Source organism: Oscillatoria sp. CS-180, from assembly GCF_028330965.1.
Lineage (GTDB): Bacteria > Cyanobacteriota > Cyanobacteriia > Phormidesmidales > Phormidesmidaceae > Halomicronema.
Window position 1 is genome coordinate 199,289 of sequence record NZ_JAQMUB010000088.1, and the last position, 22,455, is coordinate 221,743.

Annotated in this window: 20 protein-coding genes; 6 read left to right on the top strand and 14 right to left on the bottom strand. The window is 49.4% G+C overall.

Going from position 1 to position 22,455, the window contains the following annotated elements; all coding sequences use genetic code 11:
- Positions 1 to 23 precede the first annotated feature (23 nt).
- Positions 24 to 1,058, bottom strand: coding sequence for an S-layer homology domain-containing protein (locus PN498_RS22965; protein WP_272065745.1), 1,035 nt, complete (start codon positions 1,056 to 1,058; stop codon positions 24 to 26).
- Between the two features lie 153 nt (positions 1,059 to 1,211).
- Here PN498_RS22965 and PN498_RS22970 point away from each other — a divergent pair, with 153 nt between their 5' ends.
- On the top strand, positions 1,212 to 1,928 hold the full coding sequence (locus PN498_RS22970) for a hypothetical protein (protein ID WP_272065746.1): 717 nt from the start codon (positions 1,212 to 1,214) through the stop codon (positions 1,926 to 1,928).
- A gap of 664 nt (positions 1,929 to 2,592) precedes the next feature.
- Complete coding sequence (locus PN498_RS22975) at positions 2,593 to 3,423, top strand: PRC-barrel domain-containing protein (protein ID WP_272065747.1); 831 nt, start codon at positions 2,593 to 2,595, stop codon at positions 3,421 to 3,423.
- A gap of 58 nt (positions 3,424 to 3,481) precedes the next feature.
- On the opposite strand, the gene PN498_RS22980 is transcribed toward PN498_RS22975, so the two are convergent.
- The 8 genes from PN498_RS22980 to PN498_RS23015 form a co-directional block, all read right to left on the bottom strand.
- Entirely contained in the window at positions 3,482 to 4,750 is a 1,269-nt protein-coding gene (locus PN498_RS22980; protein WP_272065748.1) for a tetratricopeptide repeat protein, read from the bottom strand.
- Positions 4,751 to 5,142: 392 nt separating this feature from the next.
- Complete coding sequence (locus tag PN498_RS22985) at positions 5,143 to 6,372, bottom strand: glycoside hydrolase family 10 protein (protein ID WP_272065749.1); 1,230 nt, start codon at positions 6,370 to 6,372, stop codon at positions 5,143 to 5,145.
- Positions 6,373 to 6,435: 63 nt separating this feature from the next.
- A complete protein-coding gene (locus PN498_RS22990) occupies positions 6,436 to 7,800 on the bottom strand; it encodes an 8-oxoguanine deaminase (protein ID WP_272065750.1) in 1,365 nt (454 codons plus the stop codon).
- A 284-nt stretch (positions 7,801 to 8,084) separates the two neighbouring features.
- Positions 8,085 to 8,981, bottom strand: coding sequence for a hypothetical protein (locus PN498_RS22995; RefSeq protein ID WP_272065751.1), 897 nt, complete (start codon positions 8,979 to 8,981; stop codon positions 8,085 to 8,087).
- Between the two features lie 169 nt (positions 8,982 to 9,150).
- Complete coding sequence (gene hetZ / locus PN498_RS23000) at positions 9,151 to 10,260, bottom strand: heterocyst differentiation protein HetZ (RefSeq protein ID WP_272065752.1); 1,110 nt, start codon at positions 10,258 to 10,260, stop codon at positions 9,151 to 9,153.
- Between the two features lie 366 nt (positions 10,261 to 10,626).
- Complete coding sequence (locus PN498_RS23005) at positions 10,627 to 11,250, bottom strand: L,D-transpeptidase (RefSeq protein ID WP_272065753.1); 624 nt, start codon at positions 11,248 to 11,250, stop codon at positions 10,627 to 10,629.
- A 2-nt stretch (positions 11,251 to 11,252) separates the two neighbouring features.
- On the bottom strand, positions 11,253 to 11,855 hold the full coding sequence (locus tag PN498_RS23010; protein WP_272065754.1) for a L,D-transpeptidase: 603 nt from the start codon (positions 11,853 to 11,855) through the stop codon (positions 11,253 to 11,255).
- A gap of 187 nt (positions 11,856 to 12,042) precedes the next feature.
- Positions 12,043 to 12,504 (bottom strand): phosphate-starvation-inducible PsiE family protein, encoded by a 462-nt coding sequence (locus PN498_RS23015; protein ID WP_272065755.1) that lies wholly within the window; start codon positions 12,502 to 12,504, stop codon positions 12,043 to 12,045.
- Positions 12,505 to 12,885: 381 nt separating this feature from the next.
- Here PN498_RS23015 and PN498_RS23020 point away from each other — a divergent pair, with 381 nt between their 5' ends.
- On the top strand, positions 12,886 to 13,077 hold the full coding sequence (locus tag PN498_RS23020; protein ID WP_272065756.1) for a hypothetical protein: 192 nt from the start codon (positions 12,886 to 12,888) through the stop codon (positions 13,075 to 13,077).
- Positions 13,078 to 13,440: 363 nt separating this feature from the next.
- On the opposite strand, the gene dnaB is transcribed toward PN498_RS23020, so the two are convergent.
- Positions 13,441 to 16,278: a replicative DNA helicase gene (gene dnaB, locus PN498_RS23025; RefSeq protein ID WP_272065757.1), complete on the bottom strand. Its 2,838-nt coding sequence runs from the start codon at positions 16,276 to 16,278 to the stop codon at positions 13,441 to 13,443.
- 414 nt (positions 16,279 to 16,692) lie between these two features.
- Between dnaB and PN498_RS23030 the strand changes: the two genes are divergently transcribed.
- Entirely contained in the window at positions 16,693 to 17,433 is a 741-nt protein-coding gene (locus PN498_RS23030) for a hypothetical protein (RefSeq protein WP_272065758.1), read from the top strand.
- A 44-nt stretch (positions 17,434 to 17,477) separates the two neighbouring features.
- Positions 17,478 to 17,657: a hypothetical protein gene (locus PN498_RS23035; RefSeq protein ID WP_272065759.1), complete on the top strand. Its 180-nt coding sequence runs from the start codon at positions 17,478 to 17,480 to the stop codon at positions 17,655 to 17,657.
- On the opposite strand, the gene PN498_RS23040 is transcribed toward PN498_RS23035, so the two are convergent.
- From PN498_RS23040 to PN498_RS23055, 4 genes are read right to left on the bottom strand one after another with little or no spacing between them, the layout of a single operon-like run.
- Positions 17,624 to 18,946: a DUF58 domain-containing protein gene (locus PN498_RS23040; protein WP_272065760.1), complete on the bottom strand. Its 1,323-nt coding sequence runs from the start codon at positions 18,944 to 18,946 to the stop codon at positions 17,624 to 17,626. The two genes, PN498_RS23035 and PN498_RS23040, sit on opposite strands and share 34 nt — an antisense overlap.
- A gap of 29 nt (positions 18,947 to 18,975) precedes the next feature.
- Positions 18,976 to 19,926: an AAA family ATPase gene (locus tag PN498_RS23045; RefSeq protein ID WP_272065761.1), complete on the bottom strand. Its 951-nt coding sequence runs from the start codon at positions 19,924 to 19,926 to the stop codon at positions 18,976 to 18,978.
- A gap of 41 nt (positions 19,927 to 19,967) precedes the next feature.
- A complete protein-coding gene (locus tag PN498_RS23050) occupies positions 19,968 to 21,098 on the bottom strand; it encodes a DUF4350 domain-containing protein (RefSeq protein ID WP_272065762.1) in 1,131 nt (376 codons plus the stop codon).
- Positions 21,095 to 21,694, bottom strand: a complete 600-nt coding sequence (locus tag PN498_RS23055) for a DUF4129 domain-containing protein (protein WP_272065763.1) — start codon at positions 21,692 to 21,694, stop codon at positions 21,095 to 21,097. The genes PN498_RS23050 and PN498_RS23055 overlap by 4 nt, the downstream gene beginning before the upstream one ends.
- Before the next feature lie 324 nt (positions 21,695 to 22,018).
- Between PN498_RS23055 and PN498_RS23060 the strand changes: the two genes are divergently transcribed.
- On the top strand, positions 22,019 to 22,450 hold the full coding sequence (locus PN498_RS23060; protein ID WP_272065764.1) for a hypothetical protein: 432 nt from the start codon (positions 22,019 to 22,021) through the stop codon (positions 22,448 to 22,450).
- Positions 22,451 to 22,455 lie beyond the last annotated feature (5 nt).

Genomic DNA, 22,455 nt, shown 5'->3' on the forward strand with positions numbered 1-22,455 from the left:
TGAGCGATGAGGCAATTAATATCTCATGGAATAGGCTCAACTTGGCCCATATAAGCCAAAGCGTTGTAAATTAAAACGGCAACTTCTGCCCGAGTCGCAGGCTCTCTAGGACGCAAAGCGGTATCGTTTGCTGTTGATGATGGCCTAATAATGTCAACCGCTACCGTAGAAGCTACTTGTTCCCTCGCCCAAGCAGGAATAGCAGCTTGATCTGAATAGGATTGCAAAAGAGCGCTAGGAGTCGTTGCTTGCGGTAAAGAAAGCCCGGTCGCCAAGGCAGTAAGGACTTCCAATCGAGGAACTGTTTTCTTAGGCTGAAAAGTATTCTCAGGATATCCTGTCATGAAGCCAGTGGTAACAGCTTCATCAATGGTATCGGCAGCCCAATACCCTTCTGGAACGTCTTTAAACGTTTTGCTGATTGTTTGAGATTCAATATCAAAAGCGTTGGCTATCTGAGCGGCGAATTCGGCTCGGGTCATAGGGCGCTTAGGAGCATAGGTGCCATTAGGGAGACCGTTAAGTACGCCACGTGCTGTCAGCGCATCAATGTAGGGTTTAGCCCAATATCCTTCAGGAACGTCCGCAAATGTCAGCGGTGCCCGAATAACAGGTAAAGCCATGTTGTTTTCACTGTCGGGGATTCTAGGAGTGGGAACCGTTAGTGAACCATTCGAGGAAGGGGGCTGCGACTGGGTAGGCGCGTTAGCAGGAGCCTTCCCAGCTGACGTTACTGAAGGAACGGCGGCAGACTGAGTTGCGTTCTCGTTAGACGGCATATTGGCGTCAGCCACCCCTGGTGGATCAGGCATATCATTCCTACTAATAGTGTTAGGCTGGTCTAACCCAGGCTGTGAGGGAGAGGTCTCCGTAGTAGCAGAATTAGTGGCCGAAGTCAGCGCGCTATTCAATGTTTCACCTCCCCATAAAAAATCTCCTCCCGCTAGGATCCAACCGACAGCACCACCAATGACTCCTAGGGCAACCAGAACGGCAACCCAGTCGTCGTCTTTTTGAGGTGATCCCGATGGTCGCCGATTGGGGTTGGGAGTAAACACTTCAAGCTCCTCGCTTAGGATTGTAGAGCGTCATATTGACGATATTTTTACAGAAATTTTTCACTGTGGACTGGTCAAGACTCTCACGATCAGTTAAAAAAGTTTAATGTTCCCTTTTCGTAGATGTAAAACCCGTATTGTGCTGAAACTCCTATGAAGAGACTTTCTCTAATCGGCTCGGTCACGGTCTTGAGTGCGTTTGTATTGAGTTTGACGGCAGTTCACTATCCATCAGCTCCTGGCCGCACGGCCTCCGAACCACGAGTTACCTCTCGTGACGAACACGCACAAACGCCTGTTCGCAAGACCTTCAAGTTTCTCAAAATCGCTGCCCAACCTTTGGCGCACTTTTCAACAATGAAGCAGGCGATCGCTGCCAGCAATGTCGAGGCGTTTGAACCGGAAGATGTGTTTGCAGAATCTACTGTCAGACTGACCGGCGTTGGCCCCGTTCAGATTGGCATGACGGTTCAAGAAGCTGCGGACGCGATGAATCTACCTGTAGTCCCTTTGGCCAGAAACGTTACGGGTGAGTGTTCCTACTATCAGCCTAAAACGCCTTCCCAGTCCTTGGGCTTTATGGTTGTAGACGACCGGATCATCCGAGTTGATGTTTGGTCGGGTAGTTCTTTGGCAACTGTCAGCGGCGTCATCATTGGAGATACCGAGGAAACACTCTTCGAACACTATTCTGATCAGCTTGAGGTTACACCTAATTCCTATACCCAGGGTAAGTTTTTAACGTTTGTTCCCAACGATCCAGAATTGTCTCTGTATCGTTTGGTATTTGAAACAGACGCTGAAGGTAAGGTCGTACAATATCGTACCGGTCAGTTTCCAGCAGTCACTTGGCCTGATGGATGTGTCTAAGCGCTAGATTGTGCAAGATGCGCTGAGGTCTTTCATGCCAAATCGCCTTGCTGATCTAAACGCCAATTTTTTCCATAAGAATGGATCGTTCGGATGCTGGCGGTAGTTATAGCTGTAACCATCTAGGCTTGTGCATTCTCAATAGCATCTGGGTGCTTAGCATAGGTCAGATGGCTCGCCGTCTTGTCCTAACGGAACTGGCGACAGCTATACAATGCCGCCTCAGACCAAAGCGATCGCCTGCTCGTTCTTAAACGGACGTATCAAGACAGCGCTGTCCCTTCTGCGAATGGTGTTGCAATTGCCAACCTTGTTCGCCTCGCTCTCCTGACGGGAGACCTCAGCTATCTAGACAAGGCAGAGAAAGGGTAGCAGGCGTTTGGCCTCGTGATGGCACAAGTTCCTCGGGCGTGTTCTACCCTTTTTATAGGAGCCAATTTGGATTCAGGCATTAAGCGGTAAAAATTTAAATACCGTCCACGCCTATTGGTAGCGACACAGTTATCCCCATCAGCCGTCTCAAAGATCAGCCATAGGCTAACATCTTGTTCTCTTAATCTGCCCCTACTTACCTACATTCACTGTGTTTCTAGCATAGCGATGCTCGTAGCCCATCTGCCTGTTTTCTGCTCTACCATAAAAGGGATACATCCTGGAGTCTGCAATGACTGAAGCTGAGAATGGGCCAATTCGGCAAAGTCAACTACATGGTCGGCTAGTCATTGACATTGAAACTACTGAAGAACTCGGCAACCTGACGCAATTCGTAGTTGATGTCCAACACCATCAGGTCGAAGGATTTTTGTGCCGCAAAGGGCTATTAAGCCTCAGTAGTACCCCAGTGATGTGGGTTCAAGTCGAGTCCGTCGGACAGGACAGCATTTTGGTACGGCGCAGTGGCAATGTCATTTCAGAGCGCTTTGATGAAGGTTTAGTGCTCGAAAGTCAGGCCATTTGGTCTGATTCGGGTAACAACGTAGCGACCCTAGTCGATTACCGGCTTGACTTGACAACCGGAGCAATTACTCAATATGTATTTGCCTTTCCTGGATGGCAAGGGCTGACAGAAGGTCTCTATACTTTCCAGCCAGAAGCCGTTGTCAGTGCGGGGAAGAAACGCATTATGGTACGTCAGACGGCACTTGATAATGCACCTCAATTCGTGCCCGGCATTCAGGATCGAGTTGTCGATGCCCTACACCAGGACGTCAGGCAGACTCGTCAAGACGTCAAGGGAGCAGTTGACGGTGCCAGAGAGGTTGCCGGGCAAGCTCAAGAGCAGGCTCGAAAACTAGGTGAACAAGCAAAAACGCAGTTTGGGCAGGTTTTTGGGCAGGTGCGGCAGCGTAGCAAACAGTTGCGATCGCAGGTCAATGATCGCTTTGCCGATGCTGCTTCCAACTTGCAGAACCCGCCAAATTCTCCGCAGCCAAAGGTTCCCGGTACGACTATCGATGTTGATTCTGAAGAAATCTGGCCCGATGAGGATGCTTGAAGCCTAGACGAGCAGCCTCTCGCCTGGCTTCTGGGGATACACCCCTGAGCAAAATTGTTTATTTAGACAGCGGAATAGAGCTGTTGAAGTTTTGCTCCTTAAGACGGAGCGCCTTTTGATAATCCTGCAAGGCACCTTCGGAATCGTTGACTGCGGCTCTGGCCTGAGCGCGACTGATGTAAGCTTCAGTGCAATTGGGATCTAACTTGAGAGCCTGACTGAAGTCCTTAAGCGCGGAAGCTGCATCGCCTGCTTGATAATGAGCATTGCCGCGATTGTTATAGGCAGATGCAGAGGTTGGATTGCGCTGAATGGCGGCATCAAAGTCCTGAATTGCCAGGTTGAAGGCACCGGATTGAACGTGGAGTAGTCCGCGACTGTTATAGGTTTTGGCTTTATCTGGATCAATAGAGAGGGCTTGAGTGTAGTCGGAAATCGCACCTGTAGTGTCTCCCAACTCTGCTCGGAGATGACCACGGTGGTTGTAAATTTCTGCTAGCTGTGGTGCAGAGGTTGCAGTTTTCTCGTAGGTCTGAGTCATGCCGGAGTCTGCTTGCTTCTCCGCTGACTGAATCGTGGCAGGTGTCGCATTCGGAGAACCCGATGTCAGCTCTGCGGTCAGCGTCATCACGGTCTGATAGTCTTCAACAGCTCCGTCAGTATCACCCAGTTTGTGCCGTAATAAACCGCGATTGCTATAGGCTTCCACAAAATCAGGATTGAGGCTAACAGCTTGGTTCATGTCCGCGATCGCCTGATAAAGATTGCCCTGATGCATATAGGCCAACCCGCGACTATGGAAGGCGTCAGCCAAAGTTGGCTTGTAGGTCAATGCAGTATCAAAATCAGTAATGGCCTGCGAATAATCTTCTAGCTGTAGGTAGGCACAGCCCCGCCATAAATAAACTTTGGCAAACTTTGGAGAATACGCAATCGCCTGGTTCAAGTCTCCAATAGCAGCCTTATAAGATGTTTGAGCTAAGTAGGTTAAGCCTCGGCTGCCGTAAGCTTTGGCTGAGGTTGGTTCTAACTGTAAAGCTGCTTCAAAATCAGCCATCGCAGCAATATAATCACCGAGCTTACGATGCAAGTTACCTCGATTGAGATAGGCATTGACATACGTAGGGTTCAGCCGGATCGCTTCAGTAAAGTCAGCGATCGCCTCAGACGTGCGCCCAACATCACTGAGAGCGCAAGCTCGGTTGTAATACGCTTTACTATATCCAGGCTCTAGTCTAATTGCTTGATCAAACAGCGCTATTGCTTCGATCAAGTCTCCTCGTCTTGCCCGGTCAATAGCTTCATTTAGCAGTGTTTTCCAATGCATGGCGGAACCCCAACTTCCCTAGAACCATCCCCATGCTGCTTACAGTTAATCAGATGGACAAAACGCAATACTTCTAAAAAGTAAGACATTTATCTATTTACTATGCTGTAAGTATGGCATTACTCTATAAAAACTGTTTCTAAGAGTGAAGCCGTCATATCAACTCAATTGGACCGTATACTTAAAGTCTTTATTACAAAAAATACAGGGGATATCCGGACCATTTAGTATATTCCTGCAAGCGTTACTGAGTCCTGATTCACCTTTTAGCGTAGTCTGACGAAGAATAATTACCGAAATCTCACCCCGCTAGATTTACGTAATCTTCATTTAAGGTCGCTATTTCTCTATCAAAAATTCACTCAAATCTCATGATCACTCAAACCTCATGATCAAAGACGAGTACGGACTCTTGGTTCTGTAAAGAGTTGCTGAATAGTGCTAGCGCGATCGCTGTCATTTTCCCCCGGTGCCACAGTCCACAGCGTGTCGTAAAAGAAAAACGAGACGCCTCCAAAACCCATGTCTCGTGCAGCCTGCACCTGCTGCTGAATCAACGACACTGCAACAGGTTGATTCTTCAAACCGCTCAAGATGCCTACTCCTGTGGGAATATGCAGACGTGCTTCCTGTAACTCAGGGCGACTGAGGACAGCTCGAAACTGAGTCATGTTGTTACGGTAAGCCTGAATAATGAGTTCTTCGATATAGCCTTCGACGCGCCACCGATGCCAATCTTGCAAAGTGTTGACATAGGCAGTATCCGCCGGGTTGGGGGAAACAGATAGGATGGCATCGGGTCGCGTATCTTTTACTAGCCAAAAGATACGACGCATAAACTCAGTGATTTTATTAGCCCGCCAGCGAGTCCATTCCGCATTGTAAGGATTGGAGGGCGGTGCTTGTCCGTTGTGCTCTCGTCGATACAGCCCAATCGTGTAGGGGTCGTAGCCAAAATCTGCGGGTAAGCCAAAATGATCGTCCAACTGTAACCCGTCGACCTCGTAGTTCGAGACTAGTTCTGCAATCAGGTCGAGGATAAATTGCTGCACCTCCGGATGAAAAGGATTGAGCCATTGTCGAGTATGCCTTCCCTGTTGATAAAGACGGGCAGCTGGCAAAGATCCCTGTTTTTGGGTCAACCATTCAGGATGACGTTCCGCCAATGGTGAATTAGCTGGAGTCATGAAGCCAAACTCAAACCAAGGAATGACGCTCAAGCCTGTGCTGTGGGCCTGCTCAATGACTTCCAAAAGCATGTCGCGATCGCCCTGCGCATTTTCCAAAGCTTCGTTGCGTCCTTCATCTTCTAGGTCGGGGTAAAGTCCCTGCTGATAGCCTGTGACTCGTTTTGCCACAGTGCTGGGAAAAAGGGTATAGCCCCAACTCCACACCGCTGGATAGACGGTGTTGAAATGGTAGTCAGCCAGTTGCTGCAATGTTGCTGCAACGGCGTCGCTTGAAAACAGAACCTGACTGTCAACGTTGGTTAGCCAAACACCTCGGATTTCAGTAGGCGTGATCGCCTGAGCTGTTCGGTTCACTGTCCCCAAGTAGCCCTGACTCATCCAGATCAGGAAAGCAGTCAAAACTGTGAGACTTAGATAATACAAGCGTTGCATTGCGATCGCGTATCCTCAGACTGACAACGGTGCTTGGGGGAACTTGAGGGTATTCATGGATAGCTAGTAGTCCTTGACCAAGGTCAAAGCAGCTCGATTATGGGCCTCTAGCAATTTAGGGAGATCTAGGGTTGTGAGCCTGCCCTGATCAACGACTCGCCGTCCGTTAATAAAGCTGTAGTCAACTTTGTCTACATGACAGAACAGCAACGCTGCAACGGGATCATGTAAGGCCCCAGCGAACGAAAGACGGTCTAAATTAATGGCGATGAAGTCGGCTGCCATACCGGGAGCTAATACCCCAATGTCATCTCGGCCCAGCACTTTAGCGCCCCCTCGCGTTGCGATCAATAGCGCATCTCTGGCCGTTAACGCTCCGGGATCTTCATCACGCACCCGTGCCGCTAACATCGCTAATCTCGCTTCCTCCATGAGATGACTGCCATCATTTGAGGCCGAGCCATCAACCCCCAGTCCCACGGGAACATTGTGATTCAGCATTTGACGAATGGGAGCAATGCCGCTAGCAAGACGCATATTGCTACAGGGACAATGGGCGACCCCTGTGCCTGTGGAGCCAAATCTGTCGATGAAGCGATCGCTGAGCTTGACGCAGTGGGCGTGCCAAACATCATCACCTAGCCATCCGAGAGACTCGGCATACTCGCCTGGAATTTGCCCAAACTTTTCTAAGCTGTATTCAATATCGCTGACGTTTTCTGCCAAATGAGTGTGCAGCCGGATGCCTGGGTAGGAGCGAGCTAGAGCCGCTGATTCACGCATCAAGTCTTGAGAAACGGCAAAGGGCGAACAAGGGGCAACCACAACGCGCAGCATTGCGTAGCGATCATTGTCGTGGTACTGCTCGATGAGTCGCTGAGAATCCTTAAGGATGAACGCCTCTGATTCGACAAACTCATCCGGCGGCAACCCCCCATTACTTTCGCCAATGCTCATACTGCCCCGACTGGCATGAAACCGAAGCCCTGTTTCCTGCACTGCTTGGATTTCATCATCTAAGGTGCAGTCATTGGGGTAAATGTAGTGGTGATCGCTAGCTGTAGTACAGCCAGAGAGAATGAGTTCGGCAGCGGCAATTTGCGCTGCGATCTGCAAGCTATCCGCTGTTAGGTTCGACCAGATGGGATACAGCCGCTGGAGCCAACGAAATAGCTCTTGGTTCTGAGCTAAAGGCACAGCTCGGGTGAGCGTCTGGAAAAAATGATGATGGGTATTGACTAAACCGGGTAAGACAAGGTGGCGATCGTCCAAATCAAGGATTTCATCAGCGGTGTTTGGCAGTTCATCCGTCGTACCAACCCGCTCTATCACGTTGTCACGCACGAATAAAGCACCCTGACGAATTTCACGCTGTTCGTCGTCAAACGTCGCCAAGGTATGGATATTGTTTACTAACAGGGTCGCCACGCAATTTCTCCTCACTCACCAGTCGTACACCGCATTTCGCACCCATCCGGAGCGCGATCGCAGGAATTATAGCCCTGTGCAGCTTGGTCAAGTACATCTCAGTGTCTTAGGGAAACAGGGAATGGAGTGTGCTCGATGCAAGCATGCCGCTATATAGCGGTCGCCAATTCCATTGGGGCAAGACAGGCGATGACTACAGTTATAGGCCCAAAAAAACAGCCTTCCCCATTTCGGAAAGGCTGCCTAGGACTACAGCCAAACGCCACAGGAGAGAAAGAAAATGACTACTCTTTATCAATCCAGCGGATTGCAAAAGTCAGAGGCATTGCATCCGCTTCAGCCAAGTGAACTTCCAGAGGATAGATAACGTTAGGAGCAGGAGCTGGCAACGTTAGCGTGAGTTCGCCTGGGCGATTTTGAGCTACTGTTTGGCCCACACTGGGCAAGCTAAGTTGACCAGCTTGTGGCATCTCAGCTGAGATACGAATCTCGCCCGGTGTACCCGATTGATACTGAGCTGATAGCTTCATGTTCCCTTCTGTTGTTTGCCATTCGCGCTCTATAGAAGGGGCATTTCGCGATAGCGTCAGCATCAGAGCATCTAAGATGTCTTTCGCCGCTAGCATCGTCAACGTGACTTGCTGTTGGGGATTCGCGCCCTCATAGCCATCAGGAAAAGCAGCCTTCAAACCCTCCATATCGCGAGTTGCTGTTCCCCGAACGGTTGCATTAGCGAGAACCAACCCGGCAATTTGCTCCATGGCTTGAGGTTGATCTGGAAACAGCGTTTCTACTGCCTTGACTAACTGAATACCGGGCTGCAAGGTTTCTGCTACGAGTTCCTGGCAGCGATTGAGTAATCCAGTCAGAATATCTTCAGGCAAGGAAGTGGGTAGAGGGAGCGATCGCAATTGGCTCATCCAAGGCAAAGGACCATCTGCAGAAAGCTCAGCAGGATAGTCTGTTAAATTGGACTCCCAAGGAAAAAGTGGCGGGTTTTGGCTGATTTCAATCTGGAGACGACGCTTCAATACAGTTTGAAAATGGTCTTGCACGGCAGGTAACTCTCCAAGTTGAGAAATTGAGGGCATTTCAATCGACACACTATTGATGAAGGTTGACAATGCCTCGTCTTCCGAAAGATTGGGGGAACCTTCCGAGGTAAAAAGAGAGGAATTCACTGTCTGGGGAGATTGTTCTACTTTTGAGGGTATTCCGTCTGAATCGTCAACCTTCCCTGATGGTGAGGAATCTGTCCGGCTAAAGTGCTCAAGGAGCGCAAGTAGAAAACTCCGAATCGTATCTGCGTCACTTTTCATTAGTCCCGTGCCCCCCTCCGGACGATTCAAATCAAAGATTGCGAATTTCCCAAGCCTGCTCCAGTAGTTTAGTCCACTGCTTCTGTAATTGAGTGGGTGTTAGACCCAGCGTTTTGGCAATTTCAGCATCTTCCATGCCGTCTTGCTTCAGCTGCAAGAGCTTAGCTTGCACCTCACTCACTGACTGATGCAAAGCATCCCACTGCTGAGGCGCAAGTCCTAAATTACGTTCTAAGTCAGCCTCTAACCATTCGTGCACCAGGTCCCAATGGTGAGAGAGCGCAAAGCGAACCAGATGATATTTAAAGCGTTGCTGCAAATAATCTCGCTGACGCGGCGTCAACTTCAGAAGCGCCTCAATTTCCGTGGTAGGCAAGTCCAACAAGCGCAAAGTAAAGTACTCGGCACAATCTTCTTGATTACGTTCTTTGAGGTAGGACAAGAGTGCTTCAATGACACGGTTACGCAAAACTTCCTCAGGAAGGTCATCCTGTTGAGCTACCAGTTCCTCTCGCAAACGGCGGGTCGGCAATGAATCTCTAGCTTCATCAGAATCGGCACCACTTCCTTCAGCGGCCTGTTCGATATCAACAGTTGCTTCAGGCGGCTGCTGCTTTGCAAAGGTCTGAGCCCGCAAAATAATGAGCTGCTGACTACGACGACCTGGAAGTGGAATACGCCGCTTGCCGTATCGCTCAGTAAACGCCATGTACTCTGCTAGCTCAAGCAACGTTCGCGGCTGAAAACTGGGAGGAGTATCGTTTTCACGTCGGAACGCATTGAGGGATTCAAGATAGAAGTTTTGCAGAAAGTCTTCGATCAGATTGAGACGAGCTTGATAGCTCGCTTGAGTATGAGGCAGCGTGATGTAGCGGTACACGATCGCGCTCAACGTGCTGTGCAGCTCTACCCGTCCTTTCAACGATCCCAGACGGTAATATTTCAAACATTGATTCAAACGGTGCATACCTAGGTTGTTTGCCCAGGTTTCAATCTCGCCAGAATCTTGAATGCGCTGACTCTGGGTACAGATTCGCTGCACCTCTTCACTCAAACGCTGAGCGGTTGCTAGACAGCCCTGATCAGAAGCTCGGGTAGCCTGCTTAAGCTCTTTGTAAAGTTTATCTGATAATGCTTCCACGCTTCGGAAGAACAACCCCGATGGAGATGATCCTTAAAACACTAACACAAGAAACTTTTTGCTGACGCATTTTTTGCTGACTCAGCGGATTGAAAGTCATCTATACATTTAGAGATTTCGTCAGATTTTTTTGTCAACATCCTGCGACAGCGGGCTTGAAGCGATTATGCGATCACTCTATGCATCGGTAGTAAACTTTGCAACACCCCAATCTTTGTCACGGAACGTTAAATCTGGCTATTAGCTTAGTGATCTTAAAAGCACTATCAGGTCAGAGATCTTACGCAAGTCACGAGCTGGTAGAGTACTCTCCACTTCAGGTGAATTTCGGAGAGGCTTGCAGATTGCTCACTCAATTGATAACCCTTAGGGAAGGACTACCACCTGAGTCCCGAGTCCAACACGTTCGTAGAGTTCGATGACGTCGGCATTGCGAAGGCGAACACAGCCATGGGAAACTGCTTCTCCAATCAAATGTTCGTGAGGGGTGCCATGAAACCCAATGGCATTAGTGCCGTCGGTCCAAAACCCGATCCATCGTGAGCCTAATGGATTGTCAGGACCGGGAGGCACGATTTCCCCTGTCATCGGATGTTCCCAAGCCGGATGCTGCTGAAGCTGGAAAACGGTAAACTCTCCCACCGGGGTTTCCCAATCATCTCGGCCAACCGCAACCGGATAGGTTGCGATTTCGCGATCGCCTTGGTAAGCGTATAGTCGTCGTTCAGACAGCCGCAGAACTAAGCGCGATATCTGTTGAGACGGCTCTGGCAGATAGAGAGAGGGAACGCTAATTGCGTCCGAGGCTGCTGCAGAATTACCGACGAAATCGAGCGGCTTGTCTAGATTCGATAGTTCAACCGGTTCGGTAGGGGACGAAGCCTGAACAGAATTAGCCGAGATAAATCCACTGATGGTTAGCAAGGCGATGGTTGCTATCACTCTCACACCACCAGAAGTGGCCAGATCCTTGAGGCTACAATTCAACATAGTCATGGCTCAACAACAACTGTCATTCCAACCTCAACGTAAGCATAGAGTGCTAATACGTCTTCGTTAGTGAGACGAACGCAGCCATTGGAAACTGCCCTACCGATGGAAGAAACGGTGGGCGTGCCGTGAAATCCAATAACGCCATTGGGAAGTTCGGTGAAGCCAATCCATCGTAGTCCCAAGGCACTGTTAGCTCCGGGTGCAAAGACCTCTCCTGTCCAAGGGCTCTGCCACGCAGGGTCAACAATCATCTGGGAAATCTCAAATTCTCCCACAGGCGTTGGAGTCTCGGGTGCACCAATAGCAACCGGAAAACTGTCCAAAACCCGTTCGTCATCATAAACGTAGACGCGCCGATCACTTAGGCGTAGGACAATTCGATCCGCTTTCGGCACAGCCTCAGGCAGATAGTCGGACTGTTGACCAAGAACGTAGGCATTATTGTCAACAGCGACAGTCCGCTCAGGCGTATATTCCACACCGACCTTGACGGGATTAGCCGTTAACGGAGGCGTTTGGACTTGCGAGATCGCAGGTAAGGGCACCCCAACTAGCAGTAAACTTACTCCTATCCACCGATGATGCCAAGCCTTTAAAGCCACGTCACCTCCTACCACTTAGAAATACGTCATACTCAAGCAAAATTGACGCCAATATTCTATCAAAGTTAATAATTAGCTCTATTCGCATCAATAGCCATCGTTGTTGTCGATTACTACCAGACAGTTCCAAACCCCTATACACGTTGGCTAACCCCTCTAGAAAACCGTCATTGCATGACGTCCAAGATCATCGATGCACCGACCGCACGATCAGGTAACTGACAGCAAGGGCAAAGATCGCGATCGCTAGACCAATCAGACTAACACCGGGCACTTTCTCCAGGTCCAGAATAATCAATTTTCGACCCACGGCGGTTAGAGCGGTGGCAATCACTAACTCGACCTGCACGACATGCTTGCGGATGTAGGCGGTGATGTTCTCCAAAATCTCCAATGCAATGAGCACACTGAGAAAGAGGCCAAAGATTTCTGTCAAAATCGTTTTGAAGAAGCCATTTGTATCTACGACGAAGAGGGCGCGATACAGCACAATTCCCAGATCAACAACGGTAACCAGAATGACGAAAACCATCGCGATCGAAAGAACTTTTGAGACAATACTCTCTACTTGTCCGAGTCGCTTGAGAAAGATCTCATCCTTCAAGTTGTAAGTCAGTCGCCTGAGCCAAGAATTGTGTTGACGGGCCATGCTACCTCATCCAAAAGTATGTCTGTGAGCATAGAAGATGACCTGCCGTTGGTAAAGTCTCTGTCTGTCAGCCCTAGCGAAGTGCATTCCTCTGCATCAACACTATCAATGCTGTTTCTCAAGCTGCTGATATAGCTGGATATAGCCGTTACCCATTCCGTTAAAACGACCTTGCAAATGAGGCGAGGACAGTTTTAGGATTAGCCGTTTCAGGGCATCTTGCAGGTTCAAAGGCTGTATAATTTAACTAAACAGTTTAGTAGATAGACACTTGCAGAAAATAGCATTCGGGTTGGCGAATTTGTCCCTTCTTTAGAGCCTTAGGGCGACATATCTTTGCGATATGAGGTGCAGTTCGCTGAAGCCCTAAAGGACAAAACTATGCAAATTCTAAAAGAAGTCAAAATCGGTCGTTTAGTACTGGCGTTGGTTGTAACGCTTCTCTTAGCTGACACAATGCCCCACCCTAGTCTGTCAGCAGGGCTGCTCGAAAGCTCTTTTGGCTGGGCGCAGTCCAGTTTATCTGTAGAGAAACAGCCTGAAACTGCGATCGCAGACTCTATCAATAAATAGCTGTCGGAGAACCTCATATTCGATAATGGCTCGCCGTCTTGTCCCAACGAAGCTGCAACGGCTAAACGTCTTGGCGACACTCTTGATTAAACAGATTTGAATGTCAGTTCACAGCCCAGAATTCAAAACGGCTTGTAGCGTGAGCAACATCATTAGTACCGCTGCGCGGAATTCAAAATGAAAAACACTTTACTCTTCGAGAACACTAAAGGCGAACGAGAAAAGCAAAGCTCTACAAAATTCAAAACCAAGGCGGATAAGCTTTCCCAGTGTTTTGAATAACGAGGATATTGCTGTCGTAGTGTATGGGTTACCTAAATTCCTTGACGCGCCTTAGTCCCGTAATGCTCACTCTCCAGCGACTTATCCCGGTGGCTGAGCCAAGTTTCGAAAGCGTGTGTACTGTGGTTCAAACAGCAGCTTGACCGTTCCCGTGGGACCGTTCCGGTGTTTGGTGATGATGATTTCTGCAATGCCGCGATCAGGCGTATCAGGATCGTAGTACTCCTCGCGATACAGCATCATAATGACATCTGCATCCTGTTCAATGCTGCCGGATTCCCTCAAATCCGACATCATAGGGCGTTTGTTGGTGCGGGATTCGACGCCTCGGCTGAGCTGCGAGAGTGAAATAATAGGAACGTTGAGCTCGCGGGCAAGTCCTTTGAGCGATCGCGTAATCTTTGACAATTCCTGGACTCGGTTGTCGCTGCTGCCCTCCATCAATTGCAAATAATCAATCAGGATTAAGCCCAAAGCACCGCCCTGTTCAGCTTGCAAGCGCCGAGTTTTTGAGCGCATCTCATTAACTGAAATATTGGGCGTATCATCGATGAAAACCGGCATTTCTGAGAGCTGATTAATCCCTTCACCCAAAATGGTCCATTCATTAGGATTAAGGCGACCCGTGCGGAGGCGACTGGTTTCTAGCGCTAACTCGCTAGACAGGAGACGATAGACCAACTGCTGCTTCGACATCTCCAAGCTGAAAATAGCAACCGGTAATTTCTGCGTATTGGCGATATTCCGCGCGATATTCAGAACGAATGCTGTGTTGTGGACACAAATATCATTAGCCACAAAGTTGTGAGTCTCAGGAATAGTTAGGTCATAGACTTGTCGATTACCTAAGGCTGTAATTTCAAGAATTTCATCCCAGTAGATGTCACTAGTGGCGATCGCTTGAAGTTCAGGATCATCCAGGGCCGTTGCCAGAGCAAAGAGACGATTGCGACTAAGAGCCCGTTTCCCAACATGAATATTGCTCGTGTTCAACAAGCCTGCCCTAGTCGCTAGGGACTTCCAGGTTTCGGTCCCTTTTGCTGATTGAATTCGCCGCCAAATCTCAACAGGCACTAGATCACGATTGGTCTGATAGCGACGCTCAGCAAGTGCATCCGCAGCTTTTTGAAGTGCCAACTCTTTACCAAAAATACCGATCTCACAGATGAAAAACTTAATAGACTGTGCGTCTGTGATATCTAATTGCCATGCTGATCGACGGCTATTTTGATACTTGATTGAGCGATGTTTGAGACGAGCAATGATGCCAAATCGCAGGAGGAGATGCTGTACTTGTCTGATCAACACCTCGCTGACGGAGGCAAATCCGACCTGCACTTGACCACTTGCCAACACCGTAGCCCATCCGTCTGTCGCAAAAAGACGATTGAGGAAAAGAGCAATCTGCGATTTTTGCAACTTAAACAGTTGTGCAGGGACCTCCTTTTGATGCGCCGACTTACCCCAGAGATCCATATGCTGCAACCAAAGAGTCATTGTGTTTTGACTCATCCAGCGAATTGTCGCAAGCCCTCCAGGGGCAAGCACTTTGGATTCTATGTTCAACAACTGACAGAGCGTGTTGAAAACCGATGGATTGGGGGCACACTCACCTTGCTGCCACAGCGTCACCAAGCTGGGACTAACTTGCAATTGCTGTGCAAGCCATCGTGCGGAATAGCCAGAATTCTGGATAGATCGATGCAGGATTTTGCCGAACTGGCGGCGCTGGATCTGTACACTGCTATTGCTGGCAGTAACGTGAAGGGTTAGGGTTCTTTTACCACCTGAATCCTCCTGCCGGATTTTCACACCTGGAAACAAGCTTGCTGCTTCGCAGAAATCTGCCTGAATTAAAGGGTTTGCATTCGTGAATTGAGGTGCGGTTTGGGTGAGACACCCATCACCTATCAGATAAGCTAACAGCTTAATCTGATGGTTTGGTAGTGTCTCCGTTCCGAAAATAGGTAGGCAGCGAGGCACTGCAATTTTTTGTCCAACCTGAAGTTGACTGAGCGATCGCCAGCCCTCAATGGTTAGATAAGGATGACTCAGCGTTGTTTCAATCACTCGCCCTGTGCCAGTTCTAACCCGATAGACGGGCTTGAGGCCATCATCAATGTACGCACTAGGTCGAGTTCTAACAAACCGCCAATTTGCTTGTAGCGTTAACAGGTCTGCTGTTTGAGCTTGATAAATTTCCTCAATAGTCTTGAGGCTGCCGTCCGCCAGCAGGATTTTAGTATCCGCACTCAAGCATTTGCCCATTGATGGTCTACCGGCTGCAATGATCAGATCAGAGCGTTGGAAACCTTGGGTCATGGCGTCCAAATCATAGAAACCACAGGGGATACCAGGTAAAACGATTCCCTCTGCTCGTTCCTCGATCTCAGCAAACGTTTCGATCAAGATGTCTGCTGTAGAGGTAAGGGCCTGCTGGGGACGGTCTTGGGTGATGGCAAAGAGCTTCTGTTCAGCCTCATCCAGAGAAACTTCCAGCGGTTGGTCAGCTTCGAAGCCCAATTGAGAAATTTCACCCCCAATTTGGATTAGCCGCCGCCGCATGAATTTTTCCATCACTAAGGCAGCATAGCGATCAATATTGGCAGCGCTGACGGTGCGGTCGACCAGTTGAGCAATTCGGCTTTGCCCACCCACTTTGTCTAATAGCTCTCGGTCCTTCAGCCAAATAGTGACCGTCATTAGGTCAGTCGGCAGGCCCTTAGTATGCAGATCGATCGCGGCCCGATAAATGGTTTTATGTGCACTGATGTAGAAGGCATCAGGATTTAGAATCTCCATCACCCGTCCCATGGCTTCTGGGTCAAGCAAAATGCCGCCTAAAATGGCTTCTTCAGCTTCTACATTTTGGGGAGGTAGGCGATCGCTATAGCCCTGGAAATCGAGATTCTGGACCATCAGCCTCTTGGCAATAAAGAACGGTTTTACTACCGTAGCTGATTGCCCGATCAAATGGGATGCCTTTTTCCCTCATATGACCTAGTAGTCCCCAGAGAACTCATTTCACTAAAATTTCAGATCTTTCTCATCCTAGATTAAGGAAGATGAAAATCGAGTGTGGTATCTAGGTCAAAGCCCTTTAGCTTAAAGGAAAGGAACTTTAACCAATCTATAACCTATGGATGAAAGATGTCCCTTCCTTAGGGTTAATTGATGATCGCTGACTTTCTTTTAGTCTGATGAACGTCAGCTAAATTGAGCACTCCATGACAGTGCTTAAGGCTCTTGTGAGATGCAAAGAGTCCTCAGAAACATTATTGGAGCAACGCCAGTCTGTGGATGAGTTTGCTGTTTGTTCTTTATGGAGTTTTTATGAAACGCTTTATCGTTTGTTCTTTGTCAGCAACGCTAGCGCTCACTGTGGGAACTGTCGCTCGTGCTGAAATGCATCAAGAGCCTACCGAAGGCGTCATTTCCCCAGATAGCCAGTCTCCTAACAACCGGGAGGTCCCTGGAGAGGGCGTATCTGATTCTGATAGCGAGATGATGGATGAGCCAGAGGGAACTGACGGCATCATCTCCCCTGATAGTCAGTCTCCCAATAACCGAGAGATTCCTGATGAGGGAGCACTTGAATCCGATAGTGAAATGATGATGGAAGAGGATTCTTCTCTGACTGACGGCATCATCTCCCCAGATAGCCAGTCTCCCAATAACCGAGCAGTTCCCGGTAGCGGAACAGCTCAGCGTCGTCCTATGACCTACGAAGAGGCGTTCGAAATTTTCAGAGAAACGGGTGAAATCAATCCTTACGAAGGCTCAACTGAGAATTCTAGCCCCACTGACGGCATTATCTCACCGGATAGTCAGTCTCCTAATAATCGGGACATTCCCGATCAGCCTGCTGCTGATCCCATGATGGACGACATGGAGTCTCCCGATATGACTGATGGTGTAATTTCACCGGATAGTCAGTCTCCTAACAATCGGGCTGAACCCGACGATAGTACTACTGATGGCATGGTGGATGAGTCTGAGGATATGGATGAGACGGATGGCGTAATCTCGCCAGATTCTCAGTCTCCCAACAACCGAGAAACGCCACAGCGCTAGTATGCCAACCCCTTTTTGCGTACATAGCTTAGCCATCTAGGCTTGTGCACTTAATCGCATCCGAGCGCTTAGCCCATAGCCAGATGGCTCGCCGTCTTGTCCTGACGGAACTGACGACAGCCATAACGGCTAGCGTCGCTGTCAAGGCAAGGAACGCGATCGCGTTCCTTGCCTTTTTGCAGGTGTCCCTTCAAAGACGATTCCGAGCTTTGATTCGCAAGTAGTCTTCGACTAACGGTTCAGTAATTTGATCGGCAGGGGCATCTAGCACCAGCACGCCTCCCTGCTTGAGTTCAGCAAAAGCAACCTGCCGTTGTTCCAACAAATCCAAAGCAACCGCGCGATTATAGGCATCGGCAACATCGTCAGTGAACTGGTGGGCTTGCTGGTCTACCTGAGGGTCGCGCAAAGTTACACAAAATGGCAAATGACGAGCTTTCAACCGAGTGAGAGCCGTTAATAGTTCCGCAGATGCAGTTTTGTCTACGATATCGGTAATGACAACAACTAAGGCACGACGGAGCTGCTGCGTTGCCACTTGAGTAACGGCCCCTAGATAATCGGACTCCAATAGCGCAGGTTGAATGGGCGTCAGCTTCTCTATCAGGCGCTGCAAATGCTGTTTTCCACCGGTGGGACTCATCCAGGTATGCATTTCTCGATCAAAGACGCCTACCCCTACACGATCGCCTCGATGTAGCCCAGCGAGCGCCAGAGACAGTGTTGCGTTCAGTCCCCAGTCGAAGCGAGACAGCCCCCTGACATTGGCAGTCATCAGCCGCCCCCGGTCGAGCAGCACAATTAGCGATTGTTCCCGTTCGGGTTCTAAAACCCGAATTAGGGGAGCACTACGACGTGCAGTTGCTTTCCAATCGATGAAGCGCGGATCATCTCCAATCGCATATTCTCGCAGTTCAGCAAACTCAGTACCAATGCCAATGCGCTTTCGCTGACGAACATTGCCCGTAGATTGAATGGCGAGCTGAATAGAGAGCGATCGCAGTCCTACCAAATCAGGATAGACCGCTACGGTTTGAGCAGCAGGAACAGTCCAACTGCGCCACACTAAGCCCCACGGTCCCCGTTGCCGAATCTGTAAGTCACCCCACGGATATTCTCCGCGATGAGTGGGAAAAACCTGATAAGTAATCGCCTGAGACGTTTTGGCAGGTAACCGCACTGTCAAGGGCATGGGTACTTCATCGAAATCATTGGGATAGCGATCAAAGATCTGTAGCGTTGCTGCTTTCATGGTCGAGACATGAATCGTGACGGGATTGTCGCGACCAATGGAAAGCCGGGGCAACTTCTCTCGCCGGACCTTGGCACGCTGTTGATCACTCACCTGAGCCCAATCGATCAGCGCCACTAGAAGCACGAATCCGTCAAACAGCAACATCGCCTCTAATGGGAAGGATAGAAATGTTTCCGATGGACCGCTCAGTGCATTCATGGCAGTGGCGATCGCTCCACCAGCTGCCAGTAGTCCATATAGCTTCAACGTTGGACTCATTGTTTAGATTAAGGTGCAAAGTATGAGCATTAGCGGGGCACAGCGACTTGCTTCAGCAGAGAGACAATAACTTTGTCCGTAGTTAGGCCATCAAGCTGAGCTTCAGGCCCCAAAATGAGACGATGACGCAAGAGCGGAGCGGCAACGGCCTTAACATTATCTGGCGTCACATAGGTCTGTCCTTGCAACCAGGCATGGGCCTTACTGGCCTGCAACCAACTGACCGTAGATCGTGGAGAAGCTCCCAAAGATAAGTCGGGGGACTGGCGCGTCTTTTGGGTCAGCGCTAGGAGGTAATCTAAGATTGCATCATCAGCTTTGATTTGGCGGGCTGCTTGCCTTGCTGCCAAAACGGCCTTCTCTCCCATAACCGGCTTAAAGTTTCGAATATTGACACGCCTCGCTTCAAATCCGGCCTGAGTATTTTTCAATATTTGCTTTTCTGATTGAGGATCAGGATAGTTAATCACAAGCTTGAACAGGAAGCGGTCAAGTTGTGCTTCAGGCAGAGGATAGGTGCCTTCAAATTCTAGGGAGTTTTGGGTCGCAATGACCCAAAAGAGGTCCGGCAATGGATGCAGGGTGCCATCTAGCGTCACCTGTTGCTCTTCCATGGCCTCTAGCAGAGCCGCTTGAGTTTTTGGTGGCGTCCGGTTAACCTCATCGGCTAACAAAACCTGCGTAAAAACAGGCCCTTTTTTGAGCGTAAAGTCACGGGTATTCAGATCAAAGACATTGGTTCCTAGAATGTCAGATGGCAGAATGTCGGGCGTCAGTTGAATGCGACAAAAATCTGCCTGGATCAGCTGAGCCAACACTTTAACCGTCAGTGTCTTCCCCGTGCCTGGGACCCCTTCTAAAATGACATGGCCGTTTGCCAAGAGTGCGACCAGCAACTGGTCAATGACATCTGCTTGGCCCACAACTACTTTTCCGAGAGTTTGCCCAATTTGTTTGATCTGCTCTTGCAACTCATTCATAATGTCGGCCTTGATAAGATAGCGGAAAGTACACGTTGGTCTTATTGGATTGGCGTCTGTCGGATTTGTCGGAGTGTTTCTAACCAGGTATTGAGAGCGGATTCAGTGAGTTGAGGCTGCTGGGTTGATTTGAGTAGTGGCGCGATCGCTTCAGCAGGTTGTCCAGTTTGCTGTGTCCACGCTGCTTGCAGTGCGGCATCTTCAACCCCCGTCTTATTAAAGCCCAAAGCTTGGAGTAACCGCGATCGCTCCGCCTTTGTAATCATATCGACTAAGAACGAGGTGCTCTCGGCTTTGTGCAACACCGCAGCAAGCGCATCAATGTAAGCCTGACTGTTATCAACCTTAGGTTCTCTGACGGGGGTCAAATTTCCTAAGCGCCGATTTTGTGCCAGTAGAAAGATACTCAGCAAAATCGCTATTTGAATTAGCGCAATTTTGATTGGCGTTTCGGCTAGATAAGCTCCCCAGCTATTAACAACCTCTTCAACAACAACGTCAGCATCTTTGTAACCATGTATGTATTCGTCAACCCAGATGGTGCCACCGGCTTGGGTCACCAGGTCTGCTAGAAAATCATAGTTTCCAGGCGCATAGCGATAGGCGTTGGCGGCGAGGTGAGGCGTGGCGGCTACATAGAGTTGAGCAGCATTGCCATTGCGTTCTTCCTGCCAAACGATCGCTCCAAATTCATCTCCCAGCAGATTGCGATCGCTGTTAATGGGGAGCCGTTCTCGCCGACGAGTTTTGACAATAACGTCTCCAAATGGACTCACTTGGCTAGTCGTAAAAGGCACATCTTCAATCCACGTATTGATCCCCAAGGCCACAAAACGGTTGCCTGCAGCTAGCCAATCACTCAGCCATTCACCGTCCCAGGCTCGATAGGTGCTGACCATTCCCGAATAAACTTGCAGCAATGTTTGTGGCTCCTCTGAAGCAGGTTGTTCTAGCAGGTCTGTCAGGGGGCGCCGCCAGCGCTTGATGGGTTTTCCTTCAGCTTCCATGTAGGCATACCAGCCCAAATATCCCTGAGGAGCACGATTGTACGTAGAACCGCTCGTTTTTTGCCCTGTGGCAGGTGCCAGCACCAAGATTGCCAAGAACAACAGCACCACAGCAACTAAACCAAAGCGAATATAGCGGTTGGAGAAAGATAAAGAGCCGTTCATCGCTTTTCAATTTCCTCATAGGCGGTACGGCATCGCTTCAGGTTCTCAGCAGTTAGGGTATCGCCTCCAAACAGCGATCGCTCATGAGTGTTGACCAGAAGTTGAACCGGTCTCGGTTGTTTTAGAGTCTGAATTTCCCGCAAATATTCGCCGTCCGTTCGACTGACTTGATGAGAAATCCAGTCGCGATCGTGCAAAATCTGTAGCGCTGCCATATAGAGTGCGCGACACGCCTCCCGCCAGTTCCGCTCTTGCTCAAACTGTCGTGCCTGTTTCAACCATTCCTTGACACTTTGATTGGCCAACTCAGGCGTGAGCTGTACCACCGGTTGAGACGGTCTATTCCCTTGGCGGTTTTCAAGATATCGCTCAATTGCTTGCACAATCAGCCAAGATACCCAGATGATCGCGCCAATGGCAAATAGCCCAATCAGCGCCTCGCTGATCCAAACGGGTAGTTCAAAGTCAGGTGGGGTTGATGATGTCTCTTGTTCGCCTGATGATAGCTGCAGCTGAATCCACTCCGACAGATTTTTACCCGCCTGTCGAACTTGCCAAGGCAGGCTATTGGTTTGGATGGAGGATTCGACAGTCATAGCTGGGTTGTAAAGGCCGGTTTTGTCCTAATTTACTCCATTGTCTCTTGATGCAGTTGCGGCAATCGCCGGTCCGAATGATGGCAAGACTACAGCACGCCCTTTGTACCAAACTGAAACCCTATAGACTCAGGAAAAATATCCAACGCTATGTTTCATCACAGAGGCGTTCGGACATCACCCCGGACAGAAGACAAATCTGTAGATTAGGCTAGAGTCACTATTACAGAGCGATTGATTACAACGTTGAACAACATTGAGGAACTTCGCCTCTAGAGATGGGATTGTCTGCAAAAGACAAAGACGTGGCATGAGGGCAGGATTGTGTATTCACAAGGGTCAAACAATTATCGAATTAACTTTTCAGGGTTGGGCTGCTGGTTCACGCTGATTGCGATCGCGCTCCTCTTGGGCAGCATTGGCCTAGGTTGGCTGGTTAAATCCATTGCTATCATCTTCGTGCTGATCTCGGTCGCACCCTTTGTGCTGTTTTTCGGTGTTCGCTGGTGGCTGAGCCGAAATTTGATAGAGGGCAACTGCCCAGTTTGTGATACGCCCTTAACGGGGTTAAATAAAGCTCAAACCGTTTGCCCTAACTGTCGTACTCAATTGCAAGTCACCCGTAGCGGTTTTGAGCGTTTCACACCGGAAGGGACGGTTGAGGTCAATGCTGTAGACGTGACCAGCAGCGATCGCTCTGACGAAGCCGTTAACGTCTCTGTCGAAGTCTTGCCCCCTGTTGACGAAGAGGGCTAACGAAC

Coding starts and splice junctions, on each gene's coding strand:
- PN498_RS22970 (WP_272065746.1), top strand. CDS start 1,212: ATGAAGAGACTTTCTCTAATCGGCTCGGTCACGGTCTTGAGTGCGTTT.
- PN498_RS22975 (WP_272065747.1), top strand. CDS start 2,593: ATGACTGAAGCTGAGAATGGGCCAATTCGGCAAAGTCAACTACATGGT.
- PN498_RS22980 (WP_272065748.1), bottom strand. CDS start 4,750: ATGCATTGGAAAACACTGCTAAATGAAGCTATTGACCGGGCAAGACGA.
- PN498_RS22985 (WP_272065749.1), bottom strand. CDS start 6,372: ATGCAACGCTTGTATTATCTAAGTCTCACAGTTTTGACTGCTTTCCTG.
- PN498_RS23005 (WP_272065753.1), bottom strand. CDS start 11,250: ATGTTGAATTGTAGCCTCAAGGATCTGGCCACTTCTGGTGGTGTGAGA.
- PN498_RS23015 (WP_272065755.1), bottom strand. CDS start 12,504: ATGGCCCGTCAACACAATTCTTGGCTCAGGCGACTGACTTACAACTTG.
- PN498_RS23020 (WP_272065756.1), top strand. CDS start 12,886: ATGCAAATTCTAAAAGAAGTCAAAATCGGTCGTTTAGTACTGGCGTTG.
- dnaB (WP_272065757.1), bottom strand. CDS start 16,278: ATGGTCCAGAATCTCGATTTCCAGGGCTATAGCGATCGCCTACCTCCC.
- PN498_RS23030 (WP_272065758.1), top strand. CDS start 16,693: ATGAAACGCTTTATCGTTTGTTCTTTGTCAGCAACGCTAGCGCTCACT.
- PN498_RS23040 (WP_272065760.1), bottom strand. CDS start 18,946: ATGAGTCCAACGTTGAAGCTATATGGACTACTGGCAGCTGGTGGAGCG.
- PN498_RS23045 (WP_272065761.1), bottom strand. CDS start 19,926: ATGAATGAGTTGCAAGAGCAGATCAAACAAATTGGGCAAACTCTCGGA.
- PN498_RS23050 (WP_272065762.1), bottom strand. CDS start 21,098: ATGAACGGCTCTTTATCTTTCTCCAACCGCTATATTCGCTTTGGTTTA.
- PN498_RS23055 (WP_272065763.1), bottom strand. CDS start 21,694: ATGACTGTCGAATCCTCCATCCAAACCAATAGCCTGCCTTGGCAAGTT.